Here is a 25,944-nt window from a genome sequence, read left to right as displayed (position 1 = left end):
AATACACCTGCATCTGATGTGACGCCTCAGCGCGTCCTCGTCATCATGCCCGCGTGGAATGAAGAAACAACTATTGGGCAGAGTATTCGTGAACTACGCGAGACGGCGCCGTGGGTAGACCTTGTTGTGATTAACGATGGTTCTACTGATAAAACTAGTGATATCGCAAAATCACATGGAGCGTTCGTTATAGATCTTCCCTTCAATATGGGCGTAGGTGCTGCCATGCGAACTGGTTATAAATATGCTCAACGCATGGGATACGATATCGCCTTGCAAATGGATTCTGATGGACAGCACCCACCAGAATATATTGATGTTCTTATCAAAGGACTAGAACAAGCTGACATTGTTATTGGTTCGCGTTTTCAAGGAAATAGTACGTATAAAGTTTCTGGTCCGAGAAAATGGGCGATGGGAATCCTATCTTTTATGTTCTCCCGCATTTCTGGAGAACAATTTACAGACGTTACTAGCGGGTTCCGTGCAGTGAACCGTAGAGGTATCGCTCAATATTGTGATTTCTTCCCTGCCGAATATCTTGGTGACACCATAGACTCTACGGTGATGGCGATTCGTTCGGGATGTAAAGTCATTCAGGTTCCGGTTCAGATGCGTGAGAGGCAGGGGGGAGAACCCTCTTCAGGGCCTCTCAAATCTGCTATTTATCTGATTCGCTCGTTCTTTGCTTTCGGTATCTCCATGACACGACGAAAAACAGAACCAGCGGGAAAGGATAACTAATGCCATCTAACGTATTCTTTTTATTTCTTTCTCTTGTTGTCTTCTTGATGGTGATTACTCAGGTGCGTAATCAGAAGATGAAAGAGAAATATGCGGCGTTATGGCTTGTTATCTCAGCCGTTATTATCGTCCTTGCGCTATTCCCTGATGTTCTTCTTCGCCTTGCGGAGTTTACAGGTGTGGTTGTGCCTGTGAACCTACTGTTTTTATTAGCAATTATGATGCTTATTGCGGTGTGCCTGCACTTGAGTTTTGAAGTGTCAAAATTATCAGATGAGACGAGAACCTTAGCAGAAGAAATAGCGATGCTGAAAGCTACCGTAGATCAGGGTAGTCCTCAACAGGTGCAAGAACGCTACGCTTCAAAGAAAACAGCTCAGAGCACTTCTTCTAAGAAGTGCAACCTTAATAACTCACAGGAGAAAAAATGACGACCGTTGATGTGCTTTTCCCGTACTACGGTGATGTGGACTTTATGAAACAAGCGGTGCGTTCCGTTTTGGGTCAGACGAACCCTCATTGGCGTCTTGTCGTAGTTGATGATGGTTACCCCGATGACTCTATCCCTGGATGGTTTGAGTCCCTTAACGATGAACGTATCACCTATATGCGCAACGAAAAGAACCTCGGCGCAAATGGTAACTACACTAAGGCTCTGAGCTTCGTTGAAAATGAACTGGTCACAGTGATGGGTGCTGACGACGTGATGCTTCCAAACTATATTGACTGGTTTATTGAAGCTGCGCAGGCGCATCCTCAAGCTCAGATTTTTCAGCCTGGTTGTGTTGTGATTGATGAAAATAATGCATTGTCGAACACCTTAGTAGAGAAAACAAAAGCTTATTACCGACCTAACACTTCAACGGAGCTTTCTGGTGAAGAACTAGCTGTATCGATTCTTCGTGGCGATTGGTTGTACTTCCCCTCTCTTGGATGGCGTGCTGAGACTATTGTTGGTCTTGGGTTTAGAGAAGGGCTCAATGTTGTTCAAGATATGGCTCTAGTGCTTGATGTTGCGATGAGTGGTGGGTCGTTATACTACGACGAGGCTGTTGCTTTTATGTACCGTCGTCATAAGGCATCTGACTCTTCTTGGCGTGCTCTTGAAGGAACACGTTTTGATGAGGAGAGAACATATTTTGAGACCATTGCACAAGAGATGTCTGCTTTAGGTTGGAAGAAAGCAGCTATGGTTGCTCGTGTTCATTTCTCATCTCGTATGCATGCTTTGACGTTGTTGCCTCAGGCTGCGATGGCGAAGAAATGGAATGGTGTGAAGAATCTTGTCAATCATCTAGTGAAGTAGAGATGATGTTATTGTGCCGGTAAGGTTTAAACCTTGCCGGCACTAGTATATATTCCTGATAAGTTATGAAAGTGTAGAGTGTTATCGGTGGTCAAACAACAATCAAAAGAACCTCCCGCATCTACCGATCAACCTACCCCCCCAACATCTATTACGCGTAAGGAATCTAGCGCTATCCTCGGTGCGTCTGTTCTTTCTGCACTCTCAGCATTCCTTGCTACAGTCATTGCAAAACATGCACTACCTAGCGCTGACGTACCAGAATTTTTAGTATTTTGGGCGCTACTCTTTGGTATCTACGGAATCATTGGAGGTATTGCCTCAGAGGCCACCCGCGCCGTTGGAGCCGCTCAACTTAACCCACCTGCAACACCTGGTGCCCGCCCTGCTGTTATCGCTTTAGGGATAGGTCTTGGTATTGCCATCATCGTGACAGCAACATCAGGTATCTGGATTCATTATTTTCTTTCTCAAGACCCCCAGTTTACTCTCGTCGCCATTGCGTTAGCTACGGTTCTATATGCTGTTCAAGTTGCTCTAAGCGGTAATGCTGCAGGTGAGAAAAAATGGTATCTTATGGCAACCATTAACGGCGGAGAGGCTACTTGGCGTTTCGTGAGCATGCTTGTTGTCGGTCTTCTTGCCGGATACCTTTGGGGTCTTGAAGCTGCTGTTATTTCGCCAGCATTACTCTGGATAGTCCTTGCTATATGTTCTTCTCATGCCCGTTCTGCCTTAGGGGCCAGAGGTGATGTGCCTGCAAAAACGCTCACCATAAACACCCTTATCGCAATGGGCTCAGCCGGCGCATCGGCTGCTCTTACCACAGGGTTCCCCCTCATGATGAAAGCCACTGAAGGAGCATCTTCTGGTACACACTCAGATATGGTGCTAGGAGCGCTCATTCTGGCTATTTCGATTACTCGTTCACCTATTATGATTCCGCTCCAAGCTTTTCAAGGCGTGGCAATTTCTCTCTTTATCAAGCATCAGGATCGTCCTCTTCAAGCCATTGTCCGACCTGCTGGTGCTCTTCTCGGGGTGGGCGCCATTGGGGCGATCGCAGCTTATCTGATAGGGCCGTTCCTCTTCTTGGCGATTTATCATCCCAAACCAGAAGAAACCGTGGCGTACCAAGAAGTCGCCCAAGGACATATCCTCGCCCTGCTCACCTTTGCTTCAGCTATTATGGCGCTCTTAGTTCTTTCTGGAACACTTGTACTGGCAACAAACCTGCACCGAATCTATATCCTCGGGTGGGTTGGGGCGGCGTGTATTTCCCTCGGGTTACTCTTCTTACCTTTGCCGCTTATGGTGAGAGTGCTGATATCGCTTTTTGTCGGCCCCCTCAGCGGATTTAGTATTCACCTCATTGGAGCATGGCTGAACGCACGCGTGAGTCGCTAAAGCCCATAGGTTCTCTTGACATAGGCGCGATACACTACCCGATACAACGGTGGGCATAATTTTAGTAAAGTGGCAGCCGCACAAAAAATAGGATTAATAGAAATAATCTGATAAATCTGTGACCACCGAATCAGCTGACGATTACGAGATAGAATTTCACGCCCCTGAGCAGTGTCATTAAAAATTGCTTGCTGTGAGCTATTAAGAAAAGTGATAATCCACGAAACGTCGTAAGCCTTACGCCCTTGAATGGTGTTCAGGCGTTCCCCTAATAGCTCTGCTTGAGCCTGCATGAGAGCTAAGCTTTCTTCTACAGGGGTAATGCGTCCCCACGAAAGACCGGTCGACTCCATAAAATACTCATATTGGACTTCTGGAGTTGCTACAACCGTCTGAGCGTTAAGACATAATGCCAAGGTGACAAGAGCGTCTTCTCCACGATGAATATCTGGGCAGAAACGAACATTTTCAAAAAGAGAACTACGAATGATTTTGTCGCACAGATAAGGAGTGATTCTTCCACCTTGAAGAAGGTGATAAGCGGCTTCTTGTCCTAGGAAAGTCTCTGTCGGTTGGGTTGGGCGTGGGGTAACGGAACCATCTGGTTTAGCAATAGCTAAAACACTGGTCACAATATCGGCATCATAGCGCTCCGTATAAGAATGCAAAGATTCTAAAAAATGCGGGCGATACGTATCATCTGAATCAAGAAAAGCAACCCATTGCCCCCGAATATGCTCTAGCCCCTGGTTGCGTGTTCGTGAAACCCCCTGATTCTGCGCATTATTGAAAAAACGTAGCCTTGGATCAGGGTTGTGGTGAAGAAATTGTTCAATAACCTGCGCTGAATGATCAGTTGCCCCATCTACGAGTATCAGCAACTCAAAATCAGGGTCACTTTGAGCGAGCACCGATTGAATAGAAGATATAACACGTTCAGCAGTATTATACACCGGCATAATGATGGATGTGCGAGGAGCAGAAAAGCTCATGCAGAAGTTCCTCACGGGTAGGAAACGAAATATCGACAGCACACATTATATCCTTCACCGCTTGAAACAAAGGATGCGTCATGCAGAACCTTAAAAAGTTATAGCGGACATCAGGGAGTGCTACATCTGAGTAGTGTAAGACCAAAGAGACTTAGTCAATTCCATACGCTCGTTGAACATAACGGGTATAAAACGTCTGGTAGACCTTCGGCGAAAGTTTAAATAAGAATGCGGCAGCACCAAAAACTGGACGTGTTCTAAGAGCTCGTACAACAATATGCCACGCTAATGCCTGTTGGCATTGTTTCAAATAATTCGGAGCGTTGGAAACACCTAAACGCAGAGCACTTTGTGCTCCATTGAGAAAAGCTAGACACCATGTAACGGCAAGAGCGTCCTGCTCTTGCTTGCTCCCTTGATGTATTTGAGTATTTTCTTTGAGATAGTTCATATACCGGTACATTTCTTGTATGGGCGGTACAGACCCCCACGTGACAGAATGCGGGTTTACGCTATAGAGGCATAATGATTCTTCAATAAAGCGCACTTTTCGCGCTTTTTGATAAATCGGAATAATGTAGGCAGCATCTTCAATACGGTTAATAGTGGGGAAGGTGTGTCCAGTTGCGGTGCTGGCACGAAAAATTTTGTCCCACACATAGGGTGTTGTTTCGTCGCGTAGAAGTTTGAGCATCGCCTCATGTCCCGTGAATATTCCAGTTTTTCCGCGGAGTCGGGTGCGTTGGTTTCCGTCTCGTGTGACGACATCATGAGCGCAGACAACAACGTCTATTTCATCGTTCGTCCAATGATGCATTCTTTCAAGAAAAGTTGGTGTGAAGGCATCGTCTGAGTCTAAGAAGGCAAGCCACTGTCCGCGAGCTTGAGAAAGTCCTCGGTTGCGAGTTTCGGATAATCCAATGTTCTGTTCGTTGAGGAAGTAGCGTACCCGTGAATCATTAACTTTTTTGAGGTGCTCTGTGATGATGTGATCAGCGTGGTCTGGGGAGGCGTCGTTAACGATGATGAGTTCAAAATCTGGGTCTGTCTGATGCAGAACGCTATCGATGGCACGGATAACCGCATGAGCGGTGTTGTAGACCGGCATAATAATGGTAGTTCGCACAGTCAATGAGTGCCCCCTTATCTCAAAAGTACATGTACCCATGATTATAGGTGTTTTTAGAGTGTAGCTTGGACTTTAGAGGAGCTCTCTCATGTCTCGTGATGTAGCAAGGTCTTGTGGTTGGGTGTCTTCTGAGGAATATCAGTAGCGAATAAAAGTGTTACAGACTTTAATGCTTCTTGGTTATTCTAAAATATGGGGTTATCTAGCTGATACGTTAGTTTTTTTAATTTTCTTCACGAGAGCACTCTAGGGGTTTTGTGTTAGTGGAGTCACGTTATAAGGTATTACCTATAACACGCACACTCAGTGTGTTGACCATATCACAAAGGTGTGATTGTACTACTACCGGAGGCATATTTTGCACGCTCGCGACGACGCATCACCAGAACAACTGACCACCCCAACATGGATCGATCAGTATTACCAATACACCTCTACAGAGGCAGAAGGAAATAACGTTCACAACCGCCAACGTCTCGCCCAAGAACACCGACGTCTATCACAGACCCGTCAACACGGCGAATCCCTCGTCAACACGCTACAGGACGAAACCTCCACCACATTACTCATCACCACCGATGATATGAGCTACCTCGTCAGCTCCATCACCGCCGAGATTGCCGCACACTACGGCGGTATTGCAACATTGAACCACCCCACCTTCATCGCTGAACGAGACCATAACGGAACACTCATCAGCCTAGAAGGAACAGGCGTAGAACAACCGGTCGTCAGCGGAGACACCGCAGCGTTACCCGTACTAGACCAAAAAACACCCTCGAACGGCAACACACTCACCGTAGAATCATGGATATCCATCCAGCTCATCAAAACTCTTGACCCACAAACGCAACAAGAACTCACAACACGTATTCACCAGATTCTCAAAAATGTACGTAGCGCCGTTACGGACGCTGACGCCATGGCACAACACGTACAAACCATCGCCCAACAACTCAGCGAGCGCACGAACACCACACAACAAACCTTTAGCGCCCATGACCCCATCCAAAAAATAAGCACTGCTCAAGAATTTCTTAACTGGTTAACCGAAGGAAACTTCTTGTTCTGGGGGATGGAAGAACGGCGCATTAACCCCGCAACAGCAACACTAGAGACCTCACCGCAGAATCGTTTAGGAATCTTTACCCAAAGCCAAGAACATCACGTCGAACTACCTGACCTCGACATCACAACGGCGTATTCCCAACAGCCATTACACATCACGAAAGCGTATTCTCGCTCAACCATTCACCGTCACGAGTATCTCGACTATATTGGTGTCAGCATTGTGGACGACTCCGGTGCAATCATCGGAGAGCACGTTATCTTAGGGCTGTTCTCTGCTCAAGCGTATACACTGCCAGCTACGCAAACTCCATTGATACGAGAACGTATTAATTCTATTCGTCACCGACTCGGGTTCCACCGCTCATCCCATTCAGAAAAAACTCTTACCGGAATGATCGAGCAGTACCCTAGAACAGAACTGTTCCACACCAACGTTGAAACTCTCAGCGAAACCTTCCGAGCCATTATGGGGCTTGAAGAACGACGCCTTACGAGGGTCTTTATCCGCCCCGATAGCTTAGGGCAGTTTATTTGTGCCGTTATTTTCTTACCGCGAGACCGTTATAACACTGGAGTTCGCCAACGAATCGAATCTGTTTTCTGCGAACAATTTGATGTCGCAGACATCGACTATGACGTACGTTTGTCGACTTCTTCCTTAGCTCGTCTTTTCCTTCGTATTCGGTTGAGTCAACCCAATACGACCCTCGAGATTAACACTGAGGACATCCAACAAAGAGTCCAACGAGCTGTGCGCTCATGGTCAGAAGCAACTGCTTCGGCACTAGAAAAAGCCCAACCAGAAGATAAAGCCCGTACGATTTCTCAGCTATGGGCTGATGCGGTTCCTGCAACCTATCGTGCCGACTATTCCGTTGAAGAAGCCGTCAACGATGTTGACATCTTTGAAGAGCTCTCAACACAACATAAAAAGCCTGTAGCAGTCAGACTCTACACAAAAGATGGGCAAACTCGCCTCAAAACGTATCTCAATAGCCAACACACACTAACCGAACTGCTACCGGTTATGCAGAATATGGGGCTGATCGTAATCGATCAGCGACCCTACCGTATCACCCCTGCAGACGGGCGAGACTTTATCCTCTATGATTTCGGTGTGGTATTCCCTGAAGGGATTGATGCACAAGAAGTCGTAGATGTTTACGAACAAGCATTAAGCTCATTCCTTCAAGGACGCCGTGAAACAGACACCCTTGACCGTCTCATTCTCAAAGAAAAAATGAGCTGGAAATATGTGACTGTTCTGCGCGCTTACACACACTACCTTGGTCAACTTGGATGCGGATTCACCCCAGAATTCATGTCCGACACGCTGCTAGGGTACCCTGCTGTTACGAGCCTACTTAACGAATTCTTCGCTATCAGCTTCGACCCGAAACGCCAGTACAACACTGATGAAGAACGAGAACAAGCACGTCAAAAAACATGGGAAGAGCTCCTCTTAGAACTTGGTAAGATACCAACTCTTGACGCAGACCGTTTTATGCGTTCAATGGCTACCGTTATCGCAGCTACTTTACGCACTAACGCGTACCTACCAGATGAGTTCCTCGCGCTAAAAGTCTCTCCCGAATACATTGATTTTGCGCCTTTGCCTCGACCTAAATTTGAAATCTACGTGTATTCTCCCCGAGTAGAAGGCGTGCACTTACGCTTTGGCTCCGTTGCACGCGGCGGACTCCGCTGGTCTGACCGTCGTGAAGACTTCCGAACTGAGGTCCTTGGCCTTGTCAAAGCCCAGATGGTCAAGAACGCGGTTATCATCCCAACTGGAGCTAAAGGCGGGTTCTTCCCGAAACAGCTTCCTTCCCCAGCACAAAATCGTGACGCATGGATTGCAGAAGGACGAGAATCCTACAAAATCTTTATTCGTGCGCTCCTCTCTGTCACCGACAACCTGCGTATCGATGAGAACGGTGTAGAACACATCATCCGCCCCGAAGGTATTATCGCTCGCGACGCAGACGACTACTACCTTGTTGTAGCCGCAGATAAAGGGACTGCAGCGTTCTCTGATACAGCTAATAGCATCAGCGAAGAATATGGATTCTGGCTTGGTGACGCGTTCGCGTCCGGCGGCTCAATCGGATACGACCATAAAGCAATGGGAATTACCGCAAAAGGCGCATGGGAATCTGTTAAACGTCACTTTGCCGAACTCGGTAAAGACTGCCAACAAGAAGAATTTACCGCAGTAGGTATTGGAGATATGAGCGGTGACGTCTTCGGTAATGGAATGATGCGCACACAAACAGTCAAACTCCTTGCCGCCTTTGACCACCGCGACATTTTCTTAGACCCCAACCCCGACCCCGAAACCTCTTTCAAAGAACGCGTACGCCTCTATGAATTACCACGCTCCTCGTGGCAGGACTACGACCGTTCACTCATATCTGAAGGTGGCGGAGTCTACTCTCGCGATAGTAAATCTATTCCGCTGACACCCCAAGTACGCTCCGCTCTAGGTATTGATGAGGACATCACAGAGATGTCACCACCTCAACTGCTTTCAGCTATTCTCAAAGCTCCCGTCGAGCTCATCTACAACGGTGGTATCGGTACATATATTAAATCGTCTGCAGAAACTCACGCAGAAGTTGGCGACAAAACCAATGACGCACTTCGTATCAATGGTTGCCAAGTACGAGCCACCATTATCGGTGAAGGCGGAAACCTCGGAATGACCCAACGCGGCAGAATTGAAGCAGCAGAAGCAGGGGTACTTCTCAACACTGACGCTATTGACAACTCTGCCGGCGTAGAAACCTCCGACCGTGAAGTCAACATCAAAATCCTAATTGACCGACTCATCGCTCAAGGCAAACTATCGCCAGAGGAGAGAGCAACATTTATTGAAGCTCAACGGGAAGATGTGGGCCAACAAGTTCTTGAAACAAACCGTGAACAAAATGTTCTACTCCAAGCAGAACGGCACGGTGTTATCCCAGGGGTAAGCGCCTACATTCGACTCATCCACGACCTTGAAAAATATGCCGGACTGGTGCGTGAAGTAGAGTTCATCCCTGACGACGAACACATCCGCGAACGCTATGAACAGACCGGAATTACTCTCACTAGCCCTGAATTTTCAGTGCTTACCGCATACGTCAAAATGCACCTCACTGCGGAGCTTTGCAAAACATCTTTTGCAGAAGACCCCTATCTGCACCGTATTTTGCAAGAGTACTTCCCTCCAGCACTTGTAGAGCGATTCGGAGAAGACCTAAACACCCATCCGCTACGTCAAGAAATTATCTGCACGCGGGTTGCAAACCAGATAGTGAACACTGCTGGTATTACGCATGTCTTTAGGGTTCAAGAAGAAACAGGCGCCAGCGTAGACACTATCGCACGAGCCTTCTTCGTTGCCCGTGACCTTTTCGATATTGACAAGGCTTCTACGGTGCATCGCGGACTTCCTGCACGCACCCCGATTCAGGGTTGGCAGGCAACAATGCGAGACTGGCAACGCGTACTTGACCGTCTCGTACGCTGGTTTATCTCTGAGCGTTCTGTTGTTACAGGAGCACCAATCCTTGACATCATTAACACCTATTCAGAGGTTCTGCGACTGCGACGCAACCTCCCTGATTATCTTTCTGATAATTCTCGCGCTCGCGTTCGTGCTTTGCGTGAGCAGGGTGAGCAATGGGGTCTTCCTGAAGAATTGTTAGTTGTCTGGATTCGTGGTTTTGAAGGTTTCGCATTGATGGATGTGGTGCGGACTGCTCAGGCTCATCAACTCAGTGTTGATGCTGTTGCCCTGATTTACTTCTCGGTGTATGACCGTTTCGGAGTAGATTCTTTGTTGACGCTCATTAGCCGTCTGCCTCGTACTGACCGTTGGGAGATTCTTGCTCGTTCAGCTCTTCGCGATGACCTCTATGAGATTGCTGCTGGCCTTGCCCTAGCAATTTTGAAGGCTCAAGGTGAAAATGCCTCGGCTCGCTCGGTGGAACAAGGAGATTCTGCCGTTCAACAATGGGTCAAAGAACATCCTGTTCGTATGGAACGAGTTGATGACACTTTAGCTGAGGTAGTTCAGGCTGCTACTGGGTCTGATGGTCGCCCCCGTTTTGATGTGCTCTCTGTTGCGTTGCGTGCTTTGCGTGGTGCGTTGAGCTAACAGACACTGTGGTTCAGGTGTGGAAGTCATCGCTATTATTTTGATCAATAGCGATGACTTCCTTGCATTTGTTGATGTGCTAGCACCCTTGGAATGAATCACAATGCTACTCTAGAATAGTTATGTCTTTACAAAAGGACATATAGACACTATCCCCAGCAAGGTTGATGATGGCTACTATAGATTTTCCTGCAATTACTATTGATCGTTCTTCCCCTATTCCCCTGTACCATCAGCTTGTTAACGGCATTAACCACCATATTGCTGAGGGAAAGATTCCTACTGGTTCAATGCTCCCTAACGAACTAGAACTTGCTGCTCAGCTGCATCTATCACGTCCAACTGTGCGTAAAGCTATGGATGAGCTTGTTCGTGGCGGGCTACTTGTTCGTAAACGTGGGGTAGGTACACAGGTTGTTTCAAACGAGATTCGTCGCCCCTTGAGCCTGTCTTCTCTATACAACGATTTGCAACGAAGCGGTATTGAACCAACAACACGTGTCATTACCTATGAAGTGGTTGAAGCTGATGAGCAAATTGCAGAGAAACTTGCCTTAACTGATGATTTATCGGTTTATCATCTGGTTCGTGTTCGTTACGAAAACGGTACTCCACTAGCTTTAATGGAGAATTGGGTTCCTGTTAGTGCGGTCTCTTTGACAGAGGACGAATTAAATGAACGCGGTTTGTATGAGCTCATGGGATCTCGTGGGGTGACGTTCTCTCTTGCTCAACAAAAAATTGGTGCCACTATAGCTAATAAGTATCAGGCGGTAGAGCTTGATACCCATGAGGGTGCACCGTTGGTGACGATGTTCCGCACCACCATGAATGACACCGGTGTTCGTGTTGAAACAGGAAAGCACGTATACCGAGCAGACCTATATTCCTTTGAAATGACGCTTTCAAACTAAAATTCTGAACTCTACGATAGGAGAGTACCGTGACACAGCAGTGGTTCTACCCAGCAGGTTCTGCTTCCCAAGACCAATGGGAGGTTTCTTTAGGGGCTTCTGACTCTACAACGACTGTAGAAGGCTGGAAACATACTGGTATTCGTGTTGCTACTTTGGGGGAAGAGCCTCTGAGCTTAGATGCAGCAGATGAAGAGCGTATCATCATGCCCTTGAACGGTGATGTTCACGTCACGATAGGTGAGCAACAGTACCTTCTTGAAGGTCGCGAATCTGTATTCCACGGCCCTGCAGATATCTTATACACCGGTATTAATACCTCTGTGGTGATTAGCGGAGTCAAAGGTGCGCGAGTTTCTATTTCTTCTGCACCAGCACGTGCACACTATCCGGTTCGTCATGTTAAAAAGAGTGAGATTCCTGTAGAGCTCCGTGGTGCCGGTAATTGTTCTCGTCAGGTTCATAATTTTGGTACTCCAGCAGCGTTAGAAGCAGACCGTTTCATTGTCTGTGAAGTGATTACTCCTGCTGGTAACTGGTCTTCATATCCTCCTCATAAGCATGATGTGGAGCAAGAAGGGGAAACTGCGTTAGAAGAGATTTATTATTTTGAGACTCGCCCTGCAGTAGGTGCACCGGCAGAAGCGCAGGACGCGATTGGCTACCAGCGTGTATATGCTTCAGATGAACGTCCCATTGATGTCAACGCTGAAGTGCGTACCGGTGACGTGGTGTTGGTGCCTTATGGTTGGCATGGGCCAGCCATGGCGGCTCCTGGCTACGATTTGTATTACTTGAATGTTATGGCAGGTCCTGGACCTGTTCGTGATTGGTTGATCAGCGATGACCCACACCATGGCTGGGTCCGTTCGACATGGGACAATCAGGAGATTGATCCTCGTCTTCCTTTCACCGCAGAACAATAAAAATATAATATGTCCAGAGGTGCTAAAGAATTATTCTTTAGCACCTCTGGCTTTAACATGATGGGGCAAAAACAATGCTGAATATTATAGGGGAGTACTCTCTAATTTCTTGGGCTCTTCTAGGATGTGCAGCCTTTTTAGTGGGTATCTCTAAGACGATGCTTCCGGGAGTTAATCTTATTTCTGTTATTATTTTTGCTTCTCTCATGCCAGCAAAAATATCAACGGGCGCATTATTAATATTGCTCATCATCGGCGATATTTCAGCGTTAGTAGCGTATAGAAAACATGCTCATTGGAAAACACTCTTGACGTTGGTGCCGGCTGTGCTTTGTGGCTTAGTTGTGGGTGCTGCGTATCTTTTTGTTTCTAATGATCAGGTGATTCGTCGTAGTATTGGTTGGATTTTATTGGCTTTGATGGTGCTGACTCTTCTTCAGCGTCAGAGCCGTCATTCAGCACAGAATACTTCGCAGAAGTTTGCTTGGTTTTATGGGGGACTTGGTGGTTTTACCACGATGGTCGCTAATGCTGGTGGGCCAGTCATGAACATGTATTTCTTGGCGCGCCGTTTTAACGTTCAGCTTTTCTTAGGAACAACAGCTTGGTTTTTTGCGGTGATGAACATGCTGAAACTTCCTTTTTCTGTGAGTTTAGGGTTGGTGAACCCTCACACCTTAACATTAGGTTTAGTCTTACTTCCGCTGCTTCTTCTGGGAAGTTTTATAGGTTGGTTTTATGCTCGACGTATTCCACAAAAAGTTTTTGAGCGTCTTGTCATTGTTGTGACGTGGGTGGGGGCTCTTTACCTAGTTTTCTAAAAAGTTTTGAGTATGCTTAAGGCTCTTTGAAACCGGTTTCCCCGCCAGTTTCAAAGAGCCTTAAGTATCTCTAGGAGTTATTTTCTTCTTATCGTTTGGAGAGGTCTTCTCCGCTGGCACTAGTGCCAGTAACAGGTTCCACTACCTGCCATGTCTGCGTTTCCGCAGAGTCTACTGCCGCTGAGATGACGCGGTTAGCGAGGAGTGCGTCGTGAATATCAGCGTGAATCTTTTCTCGTCCAAGATATGCTTGAAGGAATTTCTTCGCTTCAATAATTTTTAGGTCGTCATATCCCATGGAAGTTCCTGCCCCTGGTTGGAAGAAGGAGAAATCTCCAAAGCCTGGGCCGGCAAAAATACGAGTGTATCCAACTTGTTCGCCAGCTGATCCAAGAGCTAATTCGAGTTCGTTCATACGCTCAAAATCCCATTTGAGGGAGCCCTCAGTGCCGTAAATTTCAATAGCGTACTGGGCGCGTGGGCCAACACTCACACGAGAGGCTTCAAGAGTTCCTACCGCGCCTACGCCACCAAGACGTACTAAGAGTGCGGCGTAATCTTCATTCTCGACCGGTGCCATTTCACCATTTTCAATGACTGCGAAGTGGGTTCCGCTTCCCATAGGCAGTTTGGGGCGCTCGGTATGGACGGTGTGGGTGAGCGCACAGACCTCAGTGATAGGGCTGACGGTGTAGTGAATAAGGTCTGCGAGGTGTCCTAAAAGATCTCCTAATACGCCGGTACCAGCAAGGTCTCGTACGAAACGCCAAGAGAGCGCTCCGCGGGGGTCTGAAGAATAATCTGCAAAGAATGAACCACGAACGTTGGTGATTCTTCCAAGTTTTCCGTCGCTGATGAGTTGACGAGCGTATTCAATAGCTGGTGTGTTGCGATAGTTGAATCCAACGGCGGTGACTACACCACTGTTGCGAGCTTCATCAACAATTTCTTGGGTTTCTGCCGCGGAGCGTCCTGCTGGTTTTTCAATCCAGAATGCTTTGCCTGCAGCTGCTGCTTCTTTACCGATTTGTGCGTGCAAGAAGTTAGGTGCACAAATAGAAACAACGTCAATATCGGGGTTTGCGAGGACGTCTTGATAGTTGGTTGTTCCACTTTCAAAGCCAAGAACGTTAACCGCGTAATCGACGCGTTCTTCGGAGGTATCTGCGGCTTGAACGAGTCGAGTTTTGATTCCTAGTTCTGGGTAGACCTGTGGAACTGCTGCGTAGGCTTTGCTGTGGACTTTTCCCATCCAGCCGACACTGATAAGACCAACGTTGATGGTACGTGTTGTTGTCATGATGTGACCTTTTCAAAAAAGTAGTAGATGTGTAGAACTGAGGAAAATGGAACCGTAGCCCCTATGCCCATCGTGAGCAATAGAGGCTACGGAACATCAAGAGAGGTTATTCAGTGGTAGTTTATTTGTTCTTGACAATGTAGATAGCACCGGTAGTGACGCCAACTTCCACTTCTTCAAGGCTCTTACCGCGGGTTTCTGGTAGGAACTTGAACATTACGAACGCTGCGATTGCGTTGATGACGGCGAATCCGAAGAAGGTGGAGTTTAGTCCAACTGCTTTGAGGATTGAAGGGAACGCGAAGGAGATTGCAGCATTTGCAAGCCAGAGGCAGAGAACTGCGAAGCCCATACCGAATGCACGAATCTGCTGAGGGAAAATCTCGGAGAGAAGAACCCATGTTGCAACGTTCAAGAAGGTCTGCATCGAACCGACGAAGCCGACGATGAGAAGCAAGAGAATGTAAGGGCGAGCTGCAGAGTCGGTAGGTAGTACCAATGCTGCAGTACCGATGAGGAGGTGGAAGATAGTAACCAAAGTGTAGCCGGTGATAACGGTGGTACGACGGTTAATTTTTTCCATCATCCATAATGCGATGAATGCGCCGATAACAGCGATGATACCGGGAGCGATATTAGCGATAAGAGCTGCGTTCTTAGAGAATCCAGATTCTTGAAGAACAATCTGACCGTAGTACATGATGGAGTTGATGCCGGTGAACTGCTGGAATACCGCAAGAGCAACACCAACAAGGACGATGCGAAGAATCCATTTGTCTTTGAGCATGGAGGACACGCTAGGAGCAACCATGGTGGATTCTTTTTCGAGGGTTCGCTGAATATCCTTAGCCTCAGCTTCAGCTCGCTTTTCGGAACGAATCTGGCGTAGAACTTCAGTTGCTTCATCGAGGCGTCCCTTAGAAACTAGCCAACGAGGAGATTCTGGAACGCGGAGCATGCCGATGAACAAGAATACTGCAGGAACTGCACAGATAGCGAGCATGATACGCCAGACACCATCAAGGTGGCCCCATACGTTGCCGATAAATGCGTTGATGACGAATGCTGCCAACTGACCGACAACAATCATCATTTCGTTGCGTCCAGAGAGGGAACCACGAATTTCGTAAGGTGCAAGTTCTGCAAGGAACACGGGAACGACGGTGGAAGCGCCACCGACGCCGATACCGAGTAGGATGCGTCCAAGGACGAGTAGGCCTAGGCTTGGTGCGAAGGAGCACGCTAATGCGCCGAGGAAGAAGATAATTGCGAGCCCCATGATGGTCTTACGACGACCAAATTTGTCGGAAATGCCACCGGAGAAGAGTGCGCCAAATGCTGCAGCGAAAAGGAGTGAAGAAGTAACGATACCTTCTGTTTTTTCGTTGAGGCCTAGCTCTTCTGACATAGGAAGTAGAGCACCGTTGATGACACCGGTGTCGTAACCAAAGAGCAAACCGCCGAGAGTTGCTACAACGGCGACCTGGCCGAGGCGTTTACTGTGAGGCCCCTTGGTGAGAGGCGGTAAGTTCGCCTCCGACGCACTAACAGAGTGTCCTGACATTATGACTCCTTCGTCTATAAGAAATGTCGATAGTAGATATATGAGGTTAAACGATAGTCTCTGTAGGCGAGCTTACCTAACCTCATGCTCTATAGAGTGTGTGGTTTTAGTAACCGATTACTCAACAGAGAACCCAATGTGTTACTAAACACTATATATTTGTCATGACATAATGACAATCTTTTTAAGAAAATTTTTTATCCCCTTTTTCTTGAAACGACAATCAGCCCTAATCCAAGAAAAAGAGTGCAAAGACAAGCAGATACGCGAAGAGGGGGTACCAACACGTTGGTACCCCCTCTAGCGTAGATACCCGAAAATATCTTTAGCGATACAAATCAGGTTTCTCTTCGAGAACAACCTGCTCAACATTTCCGGAATTCAACGCCGCAAAACCAGCTTCACAACAAGCAGCCGCCGCATAACCATCCCAAGCAGATGGTCCAGTATGCTCACCCTTGCTGATGGCATTAATCCATGCCTGAACTTCTTGATCATATGCATCAACAAAGCGCGGCTCAAAACTGGGGCAGGTCAAATCTTGACCGACAGAAATGTGGTTTTCTTCAAATACTGCGCGAGTAGTTACAGAATATCCAAAACGAGCAGTGACATGAGTGCTAACCGTTACCAGTACGCCAGACTCAGTCTCCATAATGACCTTTGCCGGATCAGCAAGCTCACCTTGAGCATGCTTGGTCTTCTTGCCAGAGATTACACGGACTGTCTTAATCTCTTCACCAGTCAGATAACGAACTCCGTCAAACTCGTGAACAACAGTGTCGTCAATGAGATTACGCCCCGTATAAGAATCCAACACATACGGATTAATATGTTCGCAATCCAGCTGCAAAAGTTCACCATAAGAACCAGCCTGAACAGCTGCACGAATAGTGCGGTAACCGCCATCAAAACGACGCATGAAGCCAACCTGAATCAACTTCTTGCCGGTAGCAACTTCAGCCTTAACAATTTCATATGCAGAGGCTGAATCTGGGGTGAGTGGCTTCTCGCAAAGAATAGGCAATCCAGCCTCTAATGCAGGCTGTAAAACAGGTGCATGTAAGAAACCAGGAGTCGCAATTAAAACAGCGTCAACACTGTCAGACTCAAGAGCCTTGTGGAAATCAGTATAAACCTGAGCTCCATCAATACCTTCAAGAGCTTCAATAGCCTTAGACTCATCAATATCTACTACTGCGCTAACGCGTGCGCCATCAATACGTTCGTGAATACGACGAATATGGTCGTATCCCATACGTCCAGCGCCAACAACGGCAACACGAATATCCTGAGACATCTTTACTTCCTTTTCAATAACAGATGAAGTTGGGTTATCTTTAGCCAATTACGGTGCGAGAACCGCAACCAAGTAGATAAGTTTTGGTGCGCTGAGCGATAGGTAGTGGGATATCAAAAGATTTCACAGGATACATATCCTGCTCAACAATGCCAAAGAGTGGTCGGTTGAGAGCCTCAGCAGCTTCAATAACTTTCGACAAGTCAGGCAATCCGTGAGGTGGTTCGCACATCACTCCACTTGCGGTTGCATCTTTGAAGGTCATGTTTTCTTCACGTACTCGGCGAAGAATCTCAGGGTCTACCTGCTTCAAGTGCAAGTACCCGATGCGTTCAGGATACTTTTCGATTAGTTCAACAGAAGAAGCTCCACCATACTGGGCATGTCCGGTATCCAAGCAGAGAGTAACAAGCTTCGGGTCAGTTACAGCAAGGAACTTTTCAATCTCTTCCATGGTCTCAACATGAGAATCTGCATGGGAGTGGAACTGCTGGAACAAGCCGAAGTCGCGCTGAAGGGTTTCGCCAAGCTTGTTATGTCCTTGAGCAAGATTATCCCACTGCTGTTCGGTCAAGGTTGATGGCTCTAGTTCTTCGCCGGTCTTGTCGTCGCGCCAAAGAGCCGGAATAACAACAATGTGCTTTGCGCCCATAGCTGCTGTTAGTTCAGCAACTTTGCGAGCGGGCTCCCACGCGATATCCCACTGCTCCTGTCCGCCTCGATGGAAAGCCGTGAAAACAGTTCCAGCAGAAATTTGCAAATCGCGCTCTTTAAGTTCGCGAGCCAAAACCTCTGGTTCTGCAGGGAGGTAGCCGTAAGGTCCAAGTTCAATCCACTTGTAGCCAGCTTCAGCAACTTCATCTAGGAAACGCTGCCACGGTGTTTGAGCGTCGTCGTCGGCGAACCATACGCCCCAAGAGTCGGGGGCTGTGCCAATGATGAGGTTATTCTCGGTCATGTTCTCACGCTTTCATCGTTGAAAAGTGTTGTCTGGGTGAAAATGAAGAGTTTCAAAAACCCTTAACTATGTTAAGACATACTATCAAATAATGTGTGGTGGTGAACATAGTAGAAGAAAAAGTTTGAGAAAAATTATGAACCCTCAAAGAACCTACATCAACCCTAGCCACAACCACAAAAGAGGAGGGGCTAGTAACCAGTAATCACTAGCTACTAACCCCTCACAACCATCACACATCCAATAAAGGATCCTTTTTAGTCACTAGTTACGTGACTCAAAATTAAAGTTCGCTCCAGAAGCTTGCTTCGGCTCAGGCCAACGCTGAGTAATAGCCTTGCCACGAGTGTAGAAGCGAAGACCATCTTCACCATAAATATGGTGCTCACCAAAGAGCGAATCGTTCCAACCACCGAAAGAGTGATTTGCCAACGGAACAGGCAACGGAACATTGACACCAACCATGCCGACCTTAATCTTTCGGCTAAAGGTACGAGCTGCAGCACCAGAGGAAGTGAAGATGCAGGTACCATTTCCGAAGGGATTGGAGTTAATCAAATCAATACCTTCTTGCAAAGTATCAACACGAATAACTACCAAAACAGGACCAAAAATCTCTTCACCATAAGCGCTCATCTCAGGTGAAACATTATCCAAGATGGTCGGGCCAACAAAGTTACCCTTCTCATGGCCAGGTACAACAAGGTTACGACCATCAATAACAACGGTAGCGCCAGCCTTCTCAGCCTCAGTAATAATGCGCTGAACACGCTCACAAGACTGCGGAGTAATCAAAGGACCCATATCAGCGTCCTTATCCATACCGTTAGAAACCTTGATGTTACGAGCTAAAGCGGTCACCTTCTCGATGGTCTTCTCAGCGGCTTCTCCCACAGCAACAGCAACAGAAATAGCCATGCAACGCTGACCCGCTGCACCAAAAGCTGCAGCGTTAAGGTGCTCAGCAACAACATCCATATCAGCATCAGGCATAATCAACGCATGGTTCTTCGCTCCGCCAAGAGCCTGAACACGTTTGCCGTGCTTCGTACCAGTCTCATGAACATAACGAGCAATAGGAGTAGAACCAACAAACGAAATGCCATCAACATCAGGATGAGTCAAAAGACCGTCAACGGTCTCTTTACCACCGTGCAAAACGTTGAAAACGCCATCAGGAAGACCAGCTTCCTTCCACAACTTTGCCATGAAGTTTGCAGCAGAGGGGTCACGCTCAGAAGGCTTCAAAATGAAAGCGTTACCAGCAGCAATAGCCAAAGGTGCCATCCACAACTGAATCATGACAGGGAAGTTGAACGGAGTAATACCAGCAACAACGCCCAAAGGCTCACGAACAGAATACGCATCAATACCAGTTGCGGCCTGAGGAGTGAAACGACCACTTACAAGGTTGGTAATACCGCAAGCATACTCAACGATTTCCTGACCACGAGCAATCTCACCGCGAGCATCAGAAAGAACCTTACCGTGTTCTGAAACAACAAGTTCTGCTAACTCTCCAGTGCGCTCTACAAGAAGCTCACGGAAACGGAAAAGAACAGCAGTGCGCTTCGCCAAAGATAGCTCAGACCAGCCCTTCGCAGCAGTCTTCGCAGCAGCAACAGCCTTCTCAAGCTCGTCCTGAGAACCAAGGTGCAAAGACCCTAGAACATCTCCGGTAGCAGGGTTAAAAATTTCCTGACGAGCAGAACCAGAACTAGGTACTTCTTCGCCGTTGATGAAGTGTAGAACTTCGTATGACATATTTACTCCTTGTATAGAGATAGAAAAATATCGGGATAATGCGTGCTGTAACACTCATGCGCCACAGCACACACGACAACTAAAACTTAAGGTCCAAGAAGAGGACGCTGCATGGCCTTCTTCTCACGATAGGTCTCATAAGCATTCTGAGTAGAAGAAAGCTCACTCACACCCGTAATAGGCACATCCCACCACGATTCAGAAGACGGCGCATCAATCATCGGATCAGACTCAACATGAATAACAATCGGTCCAGAACCTTCTGGTGCTGCTTTCGCCTGAGCCACAGCATCTTGCAAACGCTCACGAACATCCTCACCCGGTTCAACACGAATAACCTTCGCACCCAAAGACTGAGCATTCGCTGCCAAATCAATAGGCAAAGTATCGCCATGATCAAAACTGTGAGTCTCTTTATCCAAGGTGCGGTACTTCGTGCCAAAACGCTGAGAACCAACAGACTCAGAGAGCGCACCAATAGAGGCATAACCATGATTTTGAATCAAAACAACAATCAGTTTGATACCTTCTGCTACCGCAGTGACCAACTCAGTGTTCATCATCAGATAAGAACCATCGCCAACCATCACCACAACATCACGACCATCTTGGGTATCTAACGACGCACGCTTCACACCCAAACCGCCAGGAATCTCATAGCCCATACATGAATACGCGTATTCAACGTGGTAACCATAAGCGTCCTTAACTCGCCACATCTTGTGGAGGTCACCAGGTAATGAACCCGCTGCACACACCACAACATCGCGGTCGTCCATTGCCTCATTGACAGCACCAATAATTTCGTTTTGGCTCATCAACGGACGATAACGCTCAGCAAAAGCATCATCAACAATGCCATTCCAACGAGCCTTTTCTGAAGCAACTTCCTCAGTAACAGCAGAAGAAACTTTGAAACCGCTCAATGCGTCATTGAGCTTAATAAGAGCCTTCTTCGCATCAGCAACCATCGCAACAACACCACTGTGCTTATACGCATCAAATGCTGCAACGTTGATATTGACAAACTTAACATCAGGATTTTGGAATGCCGTACGAGAAGCCGTCGTGAAATCTTCGTAACGAGTACCAATACCAATAATCACATCAGCATCACGAACAAGAGCATTAGATGCCGTAGAACCAGTGGAACCAACAGCACCCAAGCACAAAGGATGATCCCAATCCATCACACCAACAGCAGCCTGAGTGTATGTGACAGGAATGCCTGTTGCTTCTGCAAACTGACGTAGCTCATTTTGAGCAAACGCATAATGTACGCCACCACCAGCAACAATGACAGGTTTCTTCGCTTCGCGAATAACACTCATCGCTGCTTGAATATCAACATCTTCTGGCTCAGGGCGACGGATTCGCCAATGGCGAGGAGCAAGGAATTCATCAGGAACAAGAATTTCTTCTGCCTGAACATCCTGAGGCAAAGCAATCGTCACTGCACCTGTATCCACGGGGTCAGTCAAAACACGCATACCGTTCAAAAGTGCAGAGAAAACCTGCTCCGGACGCCATACACGATCAAAATAGCGGCTTACAGGACGGAAAATATCATTAACCGTCACATCTGCTGCGTCAAAACGTTCTAGCTGCTGAAGAACAGGATCCGGAACACGAGTAGCGAACTGGTCAGACGGGAAAAGCAACGCCGGAAGACGGTTCGTTGTCGCAAGAGCCGCACCCGTAACCATGTTTGAAGCACCAGGGCCAATCGACGTGGTAACCGCGTAGGTTGCACGACGACGAGTATGGCGAGCATACCCAACAGCTTGGTCTACCTGAGCTTGCTCATTACGACCCTGATAGTACGGCATCAAGGAAGGATCTAATTCCTGATACTGGCGAAGAGCCTGCCCCATGCCGGCAACATTGCCGTGCCCAAAAATACCGAAAATACCAGGAATAGTGCGCTCACAGTATTCCTGCCCATCAATGGTGTCTACGGTGTACTGGTTCGCTAAGAACTTCACCACAGTCTGAGCTACAGAGAGTTTTTGAAAACCCATAATTTGTGTCCTTATACGTCAAAAGGTGAATGAAAGAAGATTAATCGGTGATGGTGTGATGTAGAAGTGAAGCGGCTGTTTCAACAGCACCAGCAACATTGCCATCTGCAGGGTATAGCAAGGTACGCCCTACCGTAAGACCCTGAACACCAGGGAGCTTCAACGCATTTTCCCAGCTAGAGAATACCTCTTCGGGAGAACCAGAAGGATCTCCACCCAGAAGAACAGTCGGCATCGTCGTAGCTGCCATGACTCGTTCCATCTCCTCAACAACAGGAAGTTTCATCCACGTATAAGCGGTGTTAGTTCCAAGAGCTTCAGCAATACCGATAGAGGTAATGACAGCATCAGCAGAGAGATTGTTACGAATAGCGCCGTTATGAGTTTCTGAGATAAAAGGCTCAACCATCGCGTAGAGTTCTTGTTCTGCTAAAGCATTAACTGCCTGAGCGCAAGCCTCTAGGGTAGCTACAGTGTTCTCATCACCGTAGTGAATGCGGGTGAGCATTTTGCCGCCGTCAGCGCCAATACGCTTGAGATATTCGGCAGTGTGTCCGGTGAAGCGGTCGTCCATTTCGTTGACAAGCCCACTAATACCACCACGGTTCATCGACCCGAAGACGAGCTTTCCGTCAAGAGCACCTAAAAGGAGCAAGTCGTCGAGAATGTCGGGAGACGCGAGAACACCGTCCACCGCTGGGTTTTTGAGTGCAATTTGTAGGCGGTCAAGAAGATCACGACGATCTGCCATCGCCATTGCACGATCTTTGACGCGGTTTGCTCCGCGTGCAGGGTGATCTGCAGCGACGATAAAGTTTTGTTTTCCATAACGTGGGCCTTCGTGGCGAACACGGTTGTCGGCTGCACGTTGAATAGCTTGAGGATCCTCTAGACGGATACGCGTGAGATGCTCATATCGTCTAGGGTCACGCTCTTCATCATGAGAATGGGACATTGTAATCTCCTGAAAAATTTGGCTCGTGCGGTGCTTAGAAGTTGCGCCCATACTGAGCGAGGAACTCTTGTACTTCAGATTCGGTAGGCATAGCATCCGAACATGCAATTTGTGATGCGACGATAGCGCCTGCACCATTGGCAAAGTCGAGTACCTTATCGAGTTCCCAGTCAGAGAGTACGCCGTGCACAAAAGCTCCGCCGAAAGAGTCTCCAGCACCAAGACCATTAGCTGTTTCAACTGGTGTTGGTGCGCATACCACACGGCTGGTTGTGGTCTTTGCAAGAACACCGTTGGCACCCATCTTCACGACAGCAAGTTTGACGCCTGCTTCAAGGAGTCGGTCTGCTTGTTCATCTGGGGTGCCGTCTCCAACTGCTACGGCGCATTCTTCACGGTTTCCGATCGCGATAGTTGCATAGGAGAGAAGCTGTTGAGCAGCTTGTTGTGCCTGCTCAATGTTCTCCCAGAACATGGGGCGGTAATCTAAATCGAGGATGGTGTGTTGTTCGTCGGAGAGGAGATCACGGGGGCGTGCCTCATGTGCTGCAAGTTGCGCGCTACGAGCTGGTTCTTGGCACATTCCTGTTAGAGTGCTCCAGAAGATACGGCTCTCTTTGACAGCTTCTTTGTTGATGTCTGCTTCGGTGAGCTGTAAATCTGGTGCGGTGGGGAAGCGGCCGTAGAAGTATAGAGGGAAATCTTCTGGCGGCTTGATAGCGCAGAAAGTTACGCATGTTTGTAGCTGAGGATCAGTTGAAACATGAGCTTCGTCTACACCGTATTTTTTGAGTTCACGGCGAAGAAAAGTGCCGAAAGGGTCATTGCCAACGCGGGTAATGACCGAAGTTTTATGTCCGTAACGGGCAGCTGCTACCGCTACGTTTGCAGGGGAGCCACCGAGGTATTTACCGAATGATGTGACGTCTTCTAGTCCGACTCCAATGTCGTTAGGGTATACGTCAACGCTGATGCGGCCCATGGTGAGAAGGTCGTACATGAAATCTTTCCTTAGTGGGGTCGTATGGGTTTGGCGTCCTCGCCGAAAAGCTGTTAGTTATAGCGTGCCCCATCACACACCCAAATGTCAATGTTTGTACTGACATAGTTACAAAGTTTCTTTATTTTGCGTTAAAGACTGGAAAAACTTGCAAAAAACCTCACTCCCGATACCCCACCCGAAAAAACAAGAACCCCTACCGTTTACCACAATAGAACTCCTAGAAAACCCCGCATAAACCATCTGGCTAGCAGAACATTTCCACCTGCCCCATACATCTCAGCCCCAGAACGTGGTACCCAACTTGCACTGTGCACACCAGAACTGAAAAAACACTCATGCCAAACAAACACCATACGAAAAAGGTCGCTCCACCAAACAGTGAAGCGACCTTCTATACCAAAACACGAGAAGAACTACCCTCTCAAAGTGCCTTAACAGGAACCCAAACCTGCATCATATAATCCTCAGAACTAGTATCCCCAGGACCATACACCTCCATTGCAGGACCAGACGCCGTCAAAGCTCTCTCAGGCAAAAACGTACCCAAAAGATAATCCAAACCCGTCATAGACGCTAACGGGGCAGGGCCACGAACATCAACAATGGCATAATCACCAGCAGGAACCTCTGCTGCATTCAAACCCAAAGCCTGCGCGTTATCCCGAGAATTCACCACCAAACCAGCCATATAATCAAACTCTTGACGCATATTAGCACCAAAAATAATGGCAACCTGCTGAGTACCCTCAGTACTAAAACCAGCCAGCTTAACCGTATTCAAAACACGCTCCCACACATCAGCATTGCCAACAGCAGGATCAATCGTCTCACGTAAACCAGCAAGAACAAGCGATGGGCGATGCTCCACTCGCGCAAAATCAGACATCATAAACGCCAGTGTCCCTTAACGTGCAGCAACCGGAAGAACAAGCTCCATCATCTGAGTAAAGCTCTTCTGACGCTGCTCACTGGTGGTCTCTTCACCCTTAAACAAATGATCAGAAACCGTGAACAAAGCCAACGCCTCAACACCAGCATGTGCCGCAACAGAATAAATACCAGCAGTCTCCATCTCAACCGCAAGAACACCCATCTGAGCCCAGCGTTGAGCATCAGAAGGATCATGACGATAAAACACATCAGAAGACAAAACATTACCCACATGCAACTGAATACCCTGAGACTCAGCTTCCTGCGCCACAGCAGAAAGCAGACTCCACGAAGCAGTTGGGGCAAAAGTACCAGGAAGCTTGTACTGATGCATGAAATGAGAATCTGTAGAAGCTGAAGCCGCAACCACAATATCGAATAGTTCAAGCTGATCTTGCATGCCACCACAAGAACCAATACGAATCAGGCGCTCAACACCGAACGTATGAATCAGCTCATAAGCATAAAGACTTGCAGAAGGAATACCCATGCCAGAGCCCATCACAGAAACCTGCTGACCATTAAACATTCCTGTAAACCCAAACATGTTACGAACAGTATTAAACTGCTGAACATCGCTCAGATAATTCTCCGCGATAAACTGCGCACGAAGAGGATCCCCCGGCAAAAGAACAGTTTTTGCAATAGGAACACCCTGAGGGTTGATATGAGGAGTGCTTGTCATAGGAGCG

General features: G+C 47.7%; 20 protein-coding genes. 8 read left to right on the top strand and 12 right to left on the bottom strand.

Going from position 1 to position 25,944, the window contains the following annotated elements; genetic code table 11:
• The first annotated feature begins 45 nt into the window (after positions 1-45).
• The 4 genes from ACN08Z_RS00995 (at position 46) to ACN08Z_RS00980 (ending at position 3,457) form a co-directional block, all read left to right on the top strand.
• The gene (locus ACN08Z_RS00995) at positions 46-744 is read left to right on the top strand and encodes a glycosyltransferase family 2 protein (RefSeq protein ID WP_419102834.1); all 699 of its coding nucleotides are present in this window, start codon (positions 46-48) and stop codon (positions 742-744) included.
• Positions 744-1,175, top strand: a complete 432-nt coding sequence (locus ACN08Z_RS00990; protein WP_419102767.1) for a DUF2304 domain-containing protein — start codon at positions 744-746, stop codon at positions 1,173-1,175. The genes ACN08Z_RS00995 and ACN08Z_RS00990 overlap by 1 nt, the downstream gene beginning before the upstream one ends.
• The gene (locus ACN08Z_RS00985) at positions 1,172-2,050 is read left to right on the top strand and encodes a glycosyltransferase family 2 protein (protein WP_419102766.1); all 879 of its coding nucleotides are present in this window, start codon (positions 1,172-1,174) and stop codon (positions 2,048-2,050) included. The genes ACN08Z_RS00990 and ACN08Z_RS00985 overlap by 4 nt, the downstream gene beginning before the upstream one ends.
• 87 nt (positions 2,051-2,137) lie before the next feature.
• On the top strand, positions 2,138-3,457 hold the full coding sequence (locus ACN08Z_RS00980; RefSeq protein WP_419102765.1) for a hypothetical protein: 1,320 nt from the start codon (positions 2,138-2,140) through the stop codon (positions 3,455-3,457).
• Here the strand turns inward: ACN08Z_RS00980 and ACN08Z_RS00975 are convergent.
• Together ACN08Z_RS00975 and ACN08Z_RS00970 are read right to left on the bottom strand one after the other, a co-directional pair.
• A complete protein-coding gene (locus tag ACN08Z_RS00975; protein ID WP_419102764.1) occupies positions 3,454-4,449 on the bottom strand; it encodes a glycosyltransferase family 2 protein in 996 nt (331 codons plus the stop codon). The genes ACN08Z_RS00980 and ACN08Z_RS00975 overlap by 4 nt on opposite strands.
• Positions 4,450-4,600: 151 nt before the next feature.
• Positions 4,601-5,575 carry a glycosyltransferase family 2 protein gene (locus ACN08Z_RS00970; RefSeq protein WP_419102833.1) on the bottom strand — a complete coding sequence of 325 codons (975 nt, stop codon included), beginning with the start codon at positions 5,573-5,575 and terminating at the stop codon, positions 4,601-4,603.
• Positions 5,576-5,936: 361 nt separating this feature from the next.
• On the opposite strand from ACN08Z_RS00970, the gene ACN08Z_RS00965 reads away from it, so the two are divergent.
• The 4 genes from ACN08Z_RS00965 (at position 5,937) to ACN08Z_RS00950 (ending at position 13,457) form a co-directional block, all read left to right on the top strand.
• A complete protein-coding gene (locus ACN08Z_RS00965; protein WP_419102763.1) occupies positions 5,937-10,796 on the top strand; it encodes an NAD-glutamate dehydrogenase in 4,860 nt (1,619 codons plus the stop codon).
• A 167-nt stretch (positions 10,797-10,963) separates the two neighbouring features.
• Positions 10,964-11,710, top strand: coding sequence for a GntR family transcriptional regulator (locus ACN08Z_RS00960; RefSeq protein ID WP_419101222.1), 747 nt, complete (start codon positions 10,964-10,966; stop codon positions 11,708-11,710).
• Between the two features lie 29 nt (positions 11,711-11,739).
• Positions 11,740-12,636 (top strand): 5-deoxy-glucuronate isomerase, encoded by an 897-nt coding sequence (gene iolB / locus ACN08Z_RS00955; protein WP_419102762.1) that lies wholly within the window; start codon positions 11,740-11,742, stop codon positions 12,634-12,636.
• Positions 12,637-12,710: 74 nt separating this feature from the next.
• Complete coding sequence (locus ACN08Z_RS00950; protein ID WP_419102761.1) at positions 12,711-13,457, top strand: sulfite exporter TauE/SafE family protein; 747 nt, start codon at positions 12,711-12,713, stop codon at positions 13,455-13,457.
• An 88-nt stretch (positions 13,458-13,545) separates the two neighbouring features.
• Here ACN08Z_RS00950 and ACN08Z_RS00945 read toward each other — a convergent pair whose 3' ends face one another.
• The 10 genes from ACN08Z_RS00945 to deoD form a co-directional block, all read right to left on the bottom strand.
• Positions 13,546-14,757 carry a Gfo/Idh/MocA family protein gene (locus ACN08Z_RS00945; RefSeq protein ID WP_419102760.1) on the bottom strand — a complete coding sequence of 404 codons (1,212 nt, stop codon included), beginning with the start codon at positions 14,755-14,757 and terminating at the stop codon, positions 13,546-13,548.
• 121 nt (positions 14,758-14,878) lie between these two features.
• Positions 14,879-16,321 (bottom strand): sugar porter family MFS transporter, encoded by a 1,443-nt coding sequence (locus ACN08Z_RS00940; protein WP_419102759.1) that lies wholly within the window; start codon positions 16,319-16,321, stop codon positions 14,879-14,881.
• 325 nt (positions 16,322-16,646) lie between these two features.
• Positions 16,647-17,621 (bottom strand): Gfo/Idh/MocA family protein, encoded by a 975-nt coding sequence (locus ACN08Z_RS00935; protein ID WP_419101217.1) that lies wholly within the window; start codon positions 17,619-17,621, stop codon positions 16,647-16,649.
• A gap of 40 nt (positions 17,622-17,661) precedes the next feature.
• The gene (locus tag ACN08Z_RS00930; protein ID WP_419101216.1) at positions 17,662-18,579 is read right to left on the bottom strand and encodes a sugar phosphate isomerase/epimerase family protein; all 918 of its coding nucleotides are present in this window, start codon (positions 18,577-18,579) and stop codon (positions 17,662-17,664) included.
• A gap of 264 nt (positions 18,580-18,843) precedes the next feature.
• Entirely contained in the window at positions 18,844-20,343 is a 1,500-nt protein-coding gene (locus tag ACN08Z_RS00925; protein WP_419102758.1) for a CoA-acylating methylmalonate-semialdehyde dehydrogenase, read from the bottom strand.
• Positions 20,344-20,429: 86 nt separating this feature from the next.
• Positions 20,430-22,364, bottom strand: coding sequence for a 3D-(3,5/4)-trihydroxycyclohexane-1,2-dione acylhydrolase (decyclizing) (iolD, locus tag ACN08Z_RS00920; protein ID WP_419101214.1), 1,935 nt, complete (start codon positions 22,362-22,364; stop codon positions 20,430-20,432).
• 40 nt (positions 22,365-22,404) lie between these two features.
• Positions 22,405-23,319: a Cgl0159 family (beta/alpha)8-fold protein gene (locus tag ACN08Z_RS00915; RefSeq protein ID WP_419101213.1), complete on the bottom strand. Its 915-nt coding sequence runs from the start codon at positions 23,317-23,319 to the stop codon at positions 22,405-22,407.
• Positions 23,320-23,353: 34 nt separating this feature from the next.
• The gene (gene iolC, locus ACN08Z_RS00910; RefSeq protein WP_419102757.1) at positions 23,354-24,319 is read right to left on the bottom strand and encodes a 5-dehydro-2-deoxygluconokinase; all 966 of its coding nucleotides are present in this window, start codon (positions 24,317-24,319) and stop codon (positions 23,354-23,356) included.
• Between the two features lie 424 nt (positions 24,320-24,743).
• Positions 24,744-25,211, bottom strand: coding sequence for a GyrI-like domain-containing protein (locus tag ACN08Z_RS00905; protein ID WP_419102756.1), 468 nt, complete (start codon positions 25,209-25,211; stop codon positions 24,744-24,746).
• 15 nt (positions 25,212-25,226) lie between these two features.
• Positions 25,227-25,937, bottom strand: a complete 711-nt coding sequence (gene deoD / locus ACN08Z_RS00900; RefSeq protein ID WP_419102755.1) for a purine-nucleoside phosphorylase — start codon at positions 25,935-25,937, stop codon at positions 25,227-25,229.
• Between the last annotated feature and the right edge of the window lie 7 nt (positions 25,938-25,944).

Source organism: Rothia sp. P7181, assembly GCF_048513015.1.
Taxonomy (GTDB): Bacteria; Actinomycetota; Actinomycetes; order Actinomycetales; family Micrococcaceae; genus Rothia.
The sequence above is the reverse complement of the archived record's forward strand: the minus strand, read 5'-3'. Positions and strand labels throughout refer to the sequence as shown.

Coding starts and splice junctions, on each gene's coding strand:
- ACN08Z_RS00995 (WP_419102834.1), top strand. CDS start 46: ATGCCCGCGTGGAATGAAGAAACAACTATTGGGCAGAGTATTCGTGAA.
- ACN08Z_RS00990 (WP_419102767.1), top strand. CDS start 744: ATGCCATCTAACGTATTCTTTTTATTTCTTTCTCTTGTTGTCTTCTTG.
- ACN08Z_RS00985 (WP_419102766.1), top strand. CDS start 1,172: ATGACGACCGTTGATGTGCTTTTCCCGTACTACGGTGATGTGGACTTT.
- ACN08Z_RS00975 (WP_419102764.1), bottom strand. CDS start 4,449: ATGAGCTTTTCTGCTCCTCGCACATCCATCATTATGCCGGTGTATAAT.
- ACN08Z_RS00960 (WP_419101222.1), top strand. CDS start 10,964: ATGATGGCTACTATAGATTTTCCTGCAATTACTATTGATCGTTCTTCC.
- ACN08Z_RS00950 (WP_419102761.1), top strand. CDS start 12,711: ATGCTGAATATTATAGGGGAGTACTCTCTAATTTCTTGGGCTCTTCTA.
- ACN08Z_RS00945 (WP_419102760.1), bottom strand. CDS start 14,757: ATGACAACAACACGTACCATCAACGTTGGTCTTATCAGTGTCGGCTGG.
- ACN08Z_RS00940 (WP_419102759.1), bottom strand. CDS start 16,321: ATGTCAGGACACTCTGTTAGTGCGTCGGAGGCGAACTTACCGCCTCTC.
- ACN08Z_RS00935 (WP_419101217.1), bottom strand. CDS start 17,621: ATGTCTCAGGATATTCGTGTTGCCGTTGTTGGCGCTGGACGTATGGGA.
- ACN08Z_RS00930 (WP_419101216.1), bottom strand. CDS start 18,579: ATGACCGAGAATAACCTCATCATTGGCACAGCCCCCGACTCTTGGGGC.
- ACN08Z_RS00925 (WP_419102758.1), bottom strand. CDS start 20,343: ATGTCATACGAAGTTCTACACTTCATCAACGGCGAAGAAGTACCTAGT.
- iolD (WP_419101214.1), bottom strand. CDS start 22,364: ATGGGTTTTCAAAAACTCTCTGTAGCTCAGACTGTGGTGAAGTTCTTA.
- ACN08Z_RS00915 (WP_419101213.1), bottom strand. CDS start 23,319: ATGTCCCATTCTCATGATGAAGAGCGTGACCCTAGACGATATGAGCAT.
- iolC (WP_419102757.1), bottom strand. CDS start 24,319: ATGTACGACCTTCTCACCATGGGCCGCATCAGCGTTGACGTATACCCT.
- ACN08Z_RS00905 (WP_419102756.1), bottom strand. CDS start 25,211: ATGATGTCTGATTTTGCGCGAGTGGAGCATCGCCCATCGCTTGTTCTT.
- deoD (WP_419102755.1), bottom strand. CDS start 25,937: ATGACAAGCACTCCTCATATCAACCCTCAGGGTGTTCCTATTGCAAAA.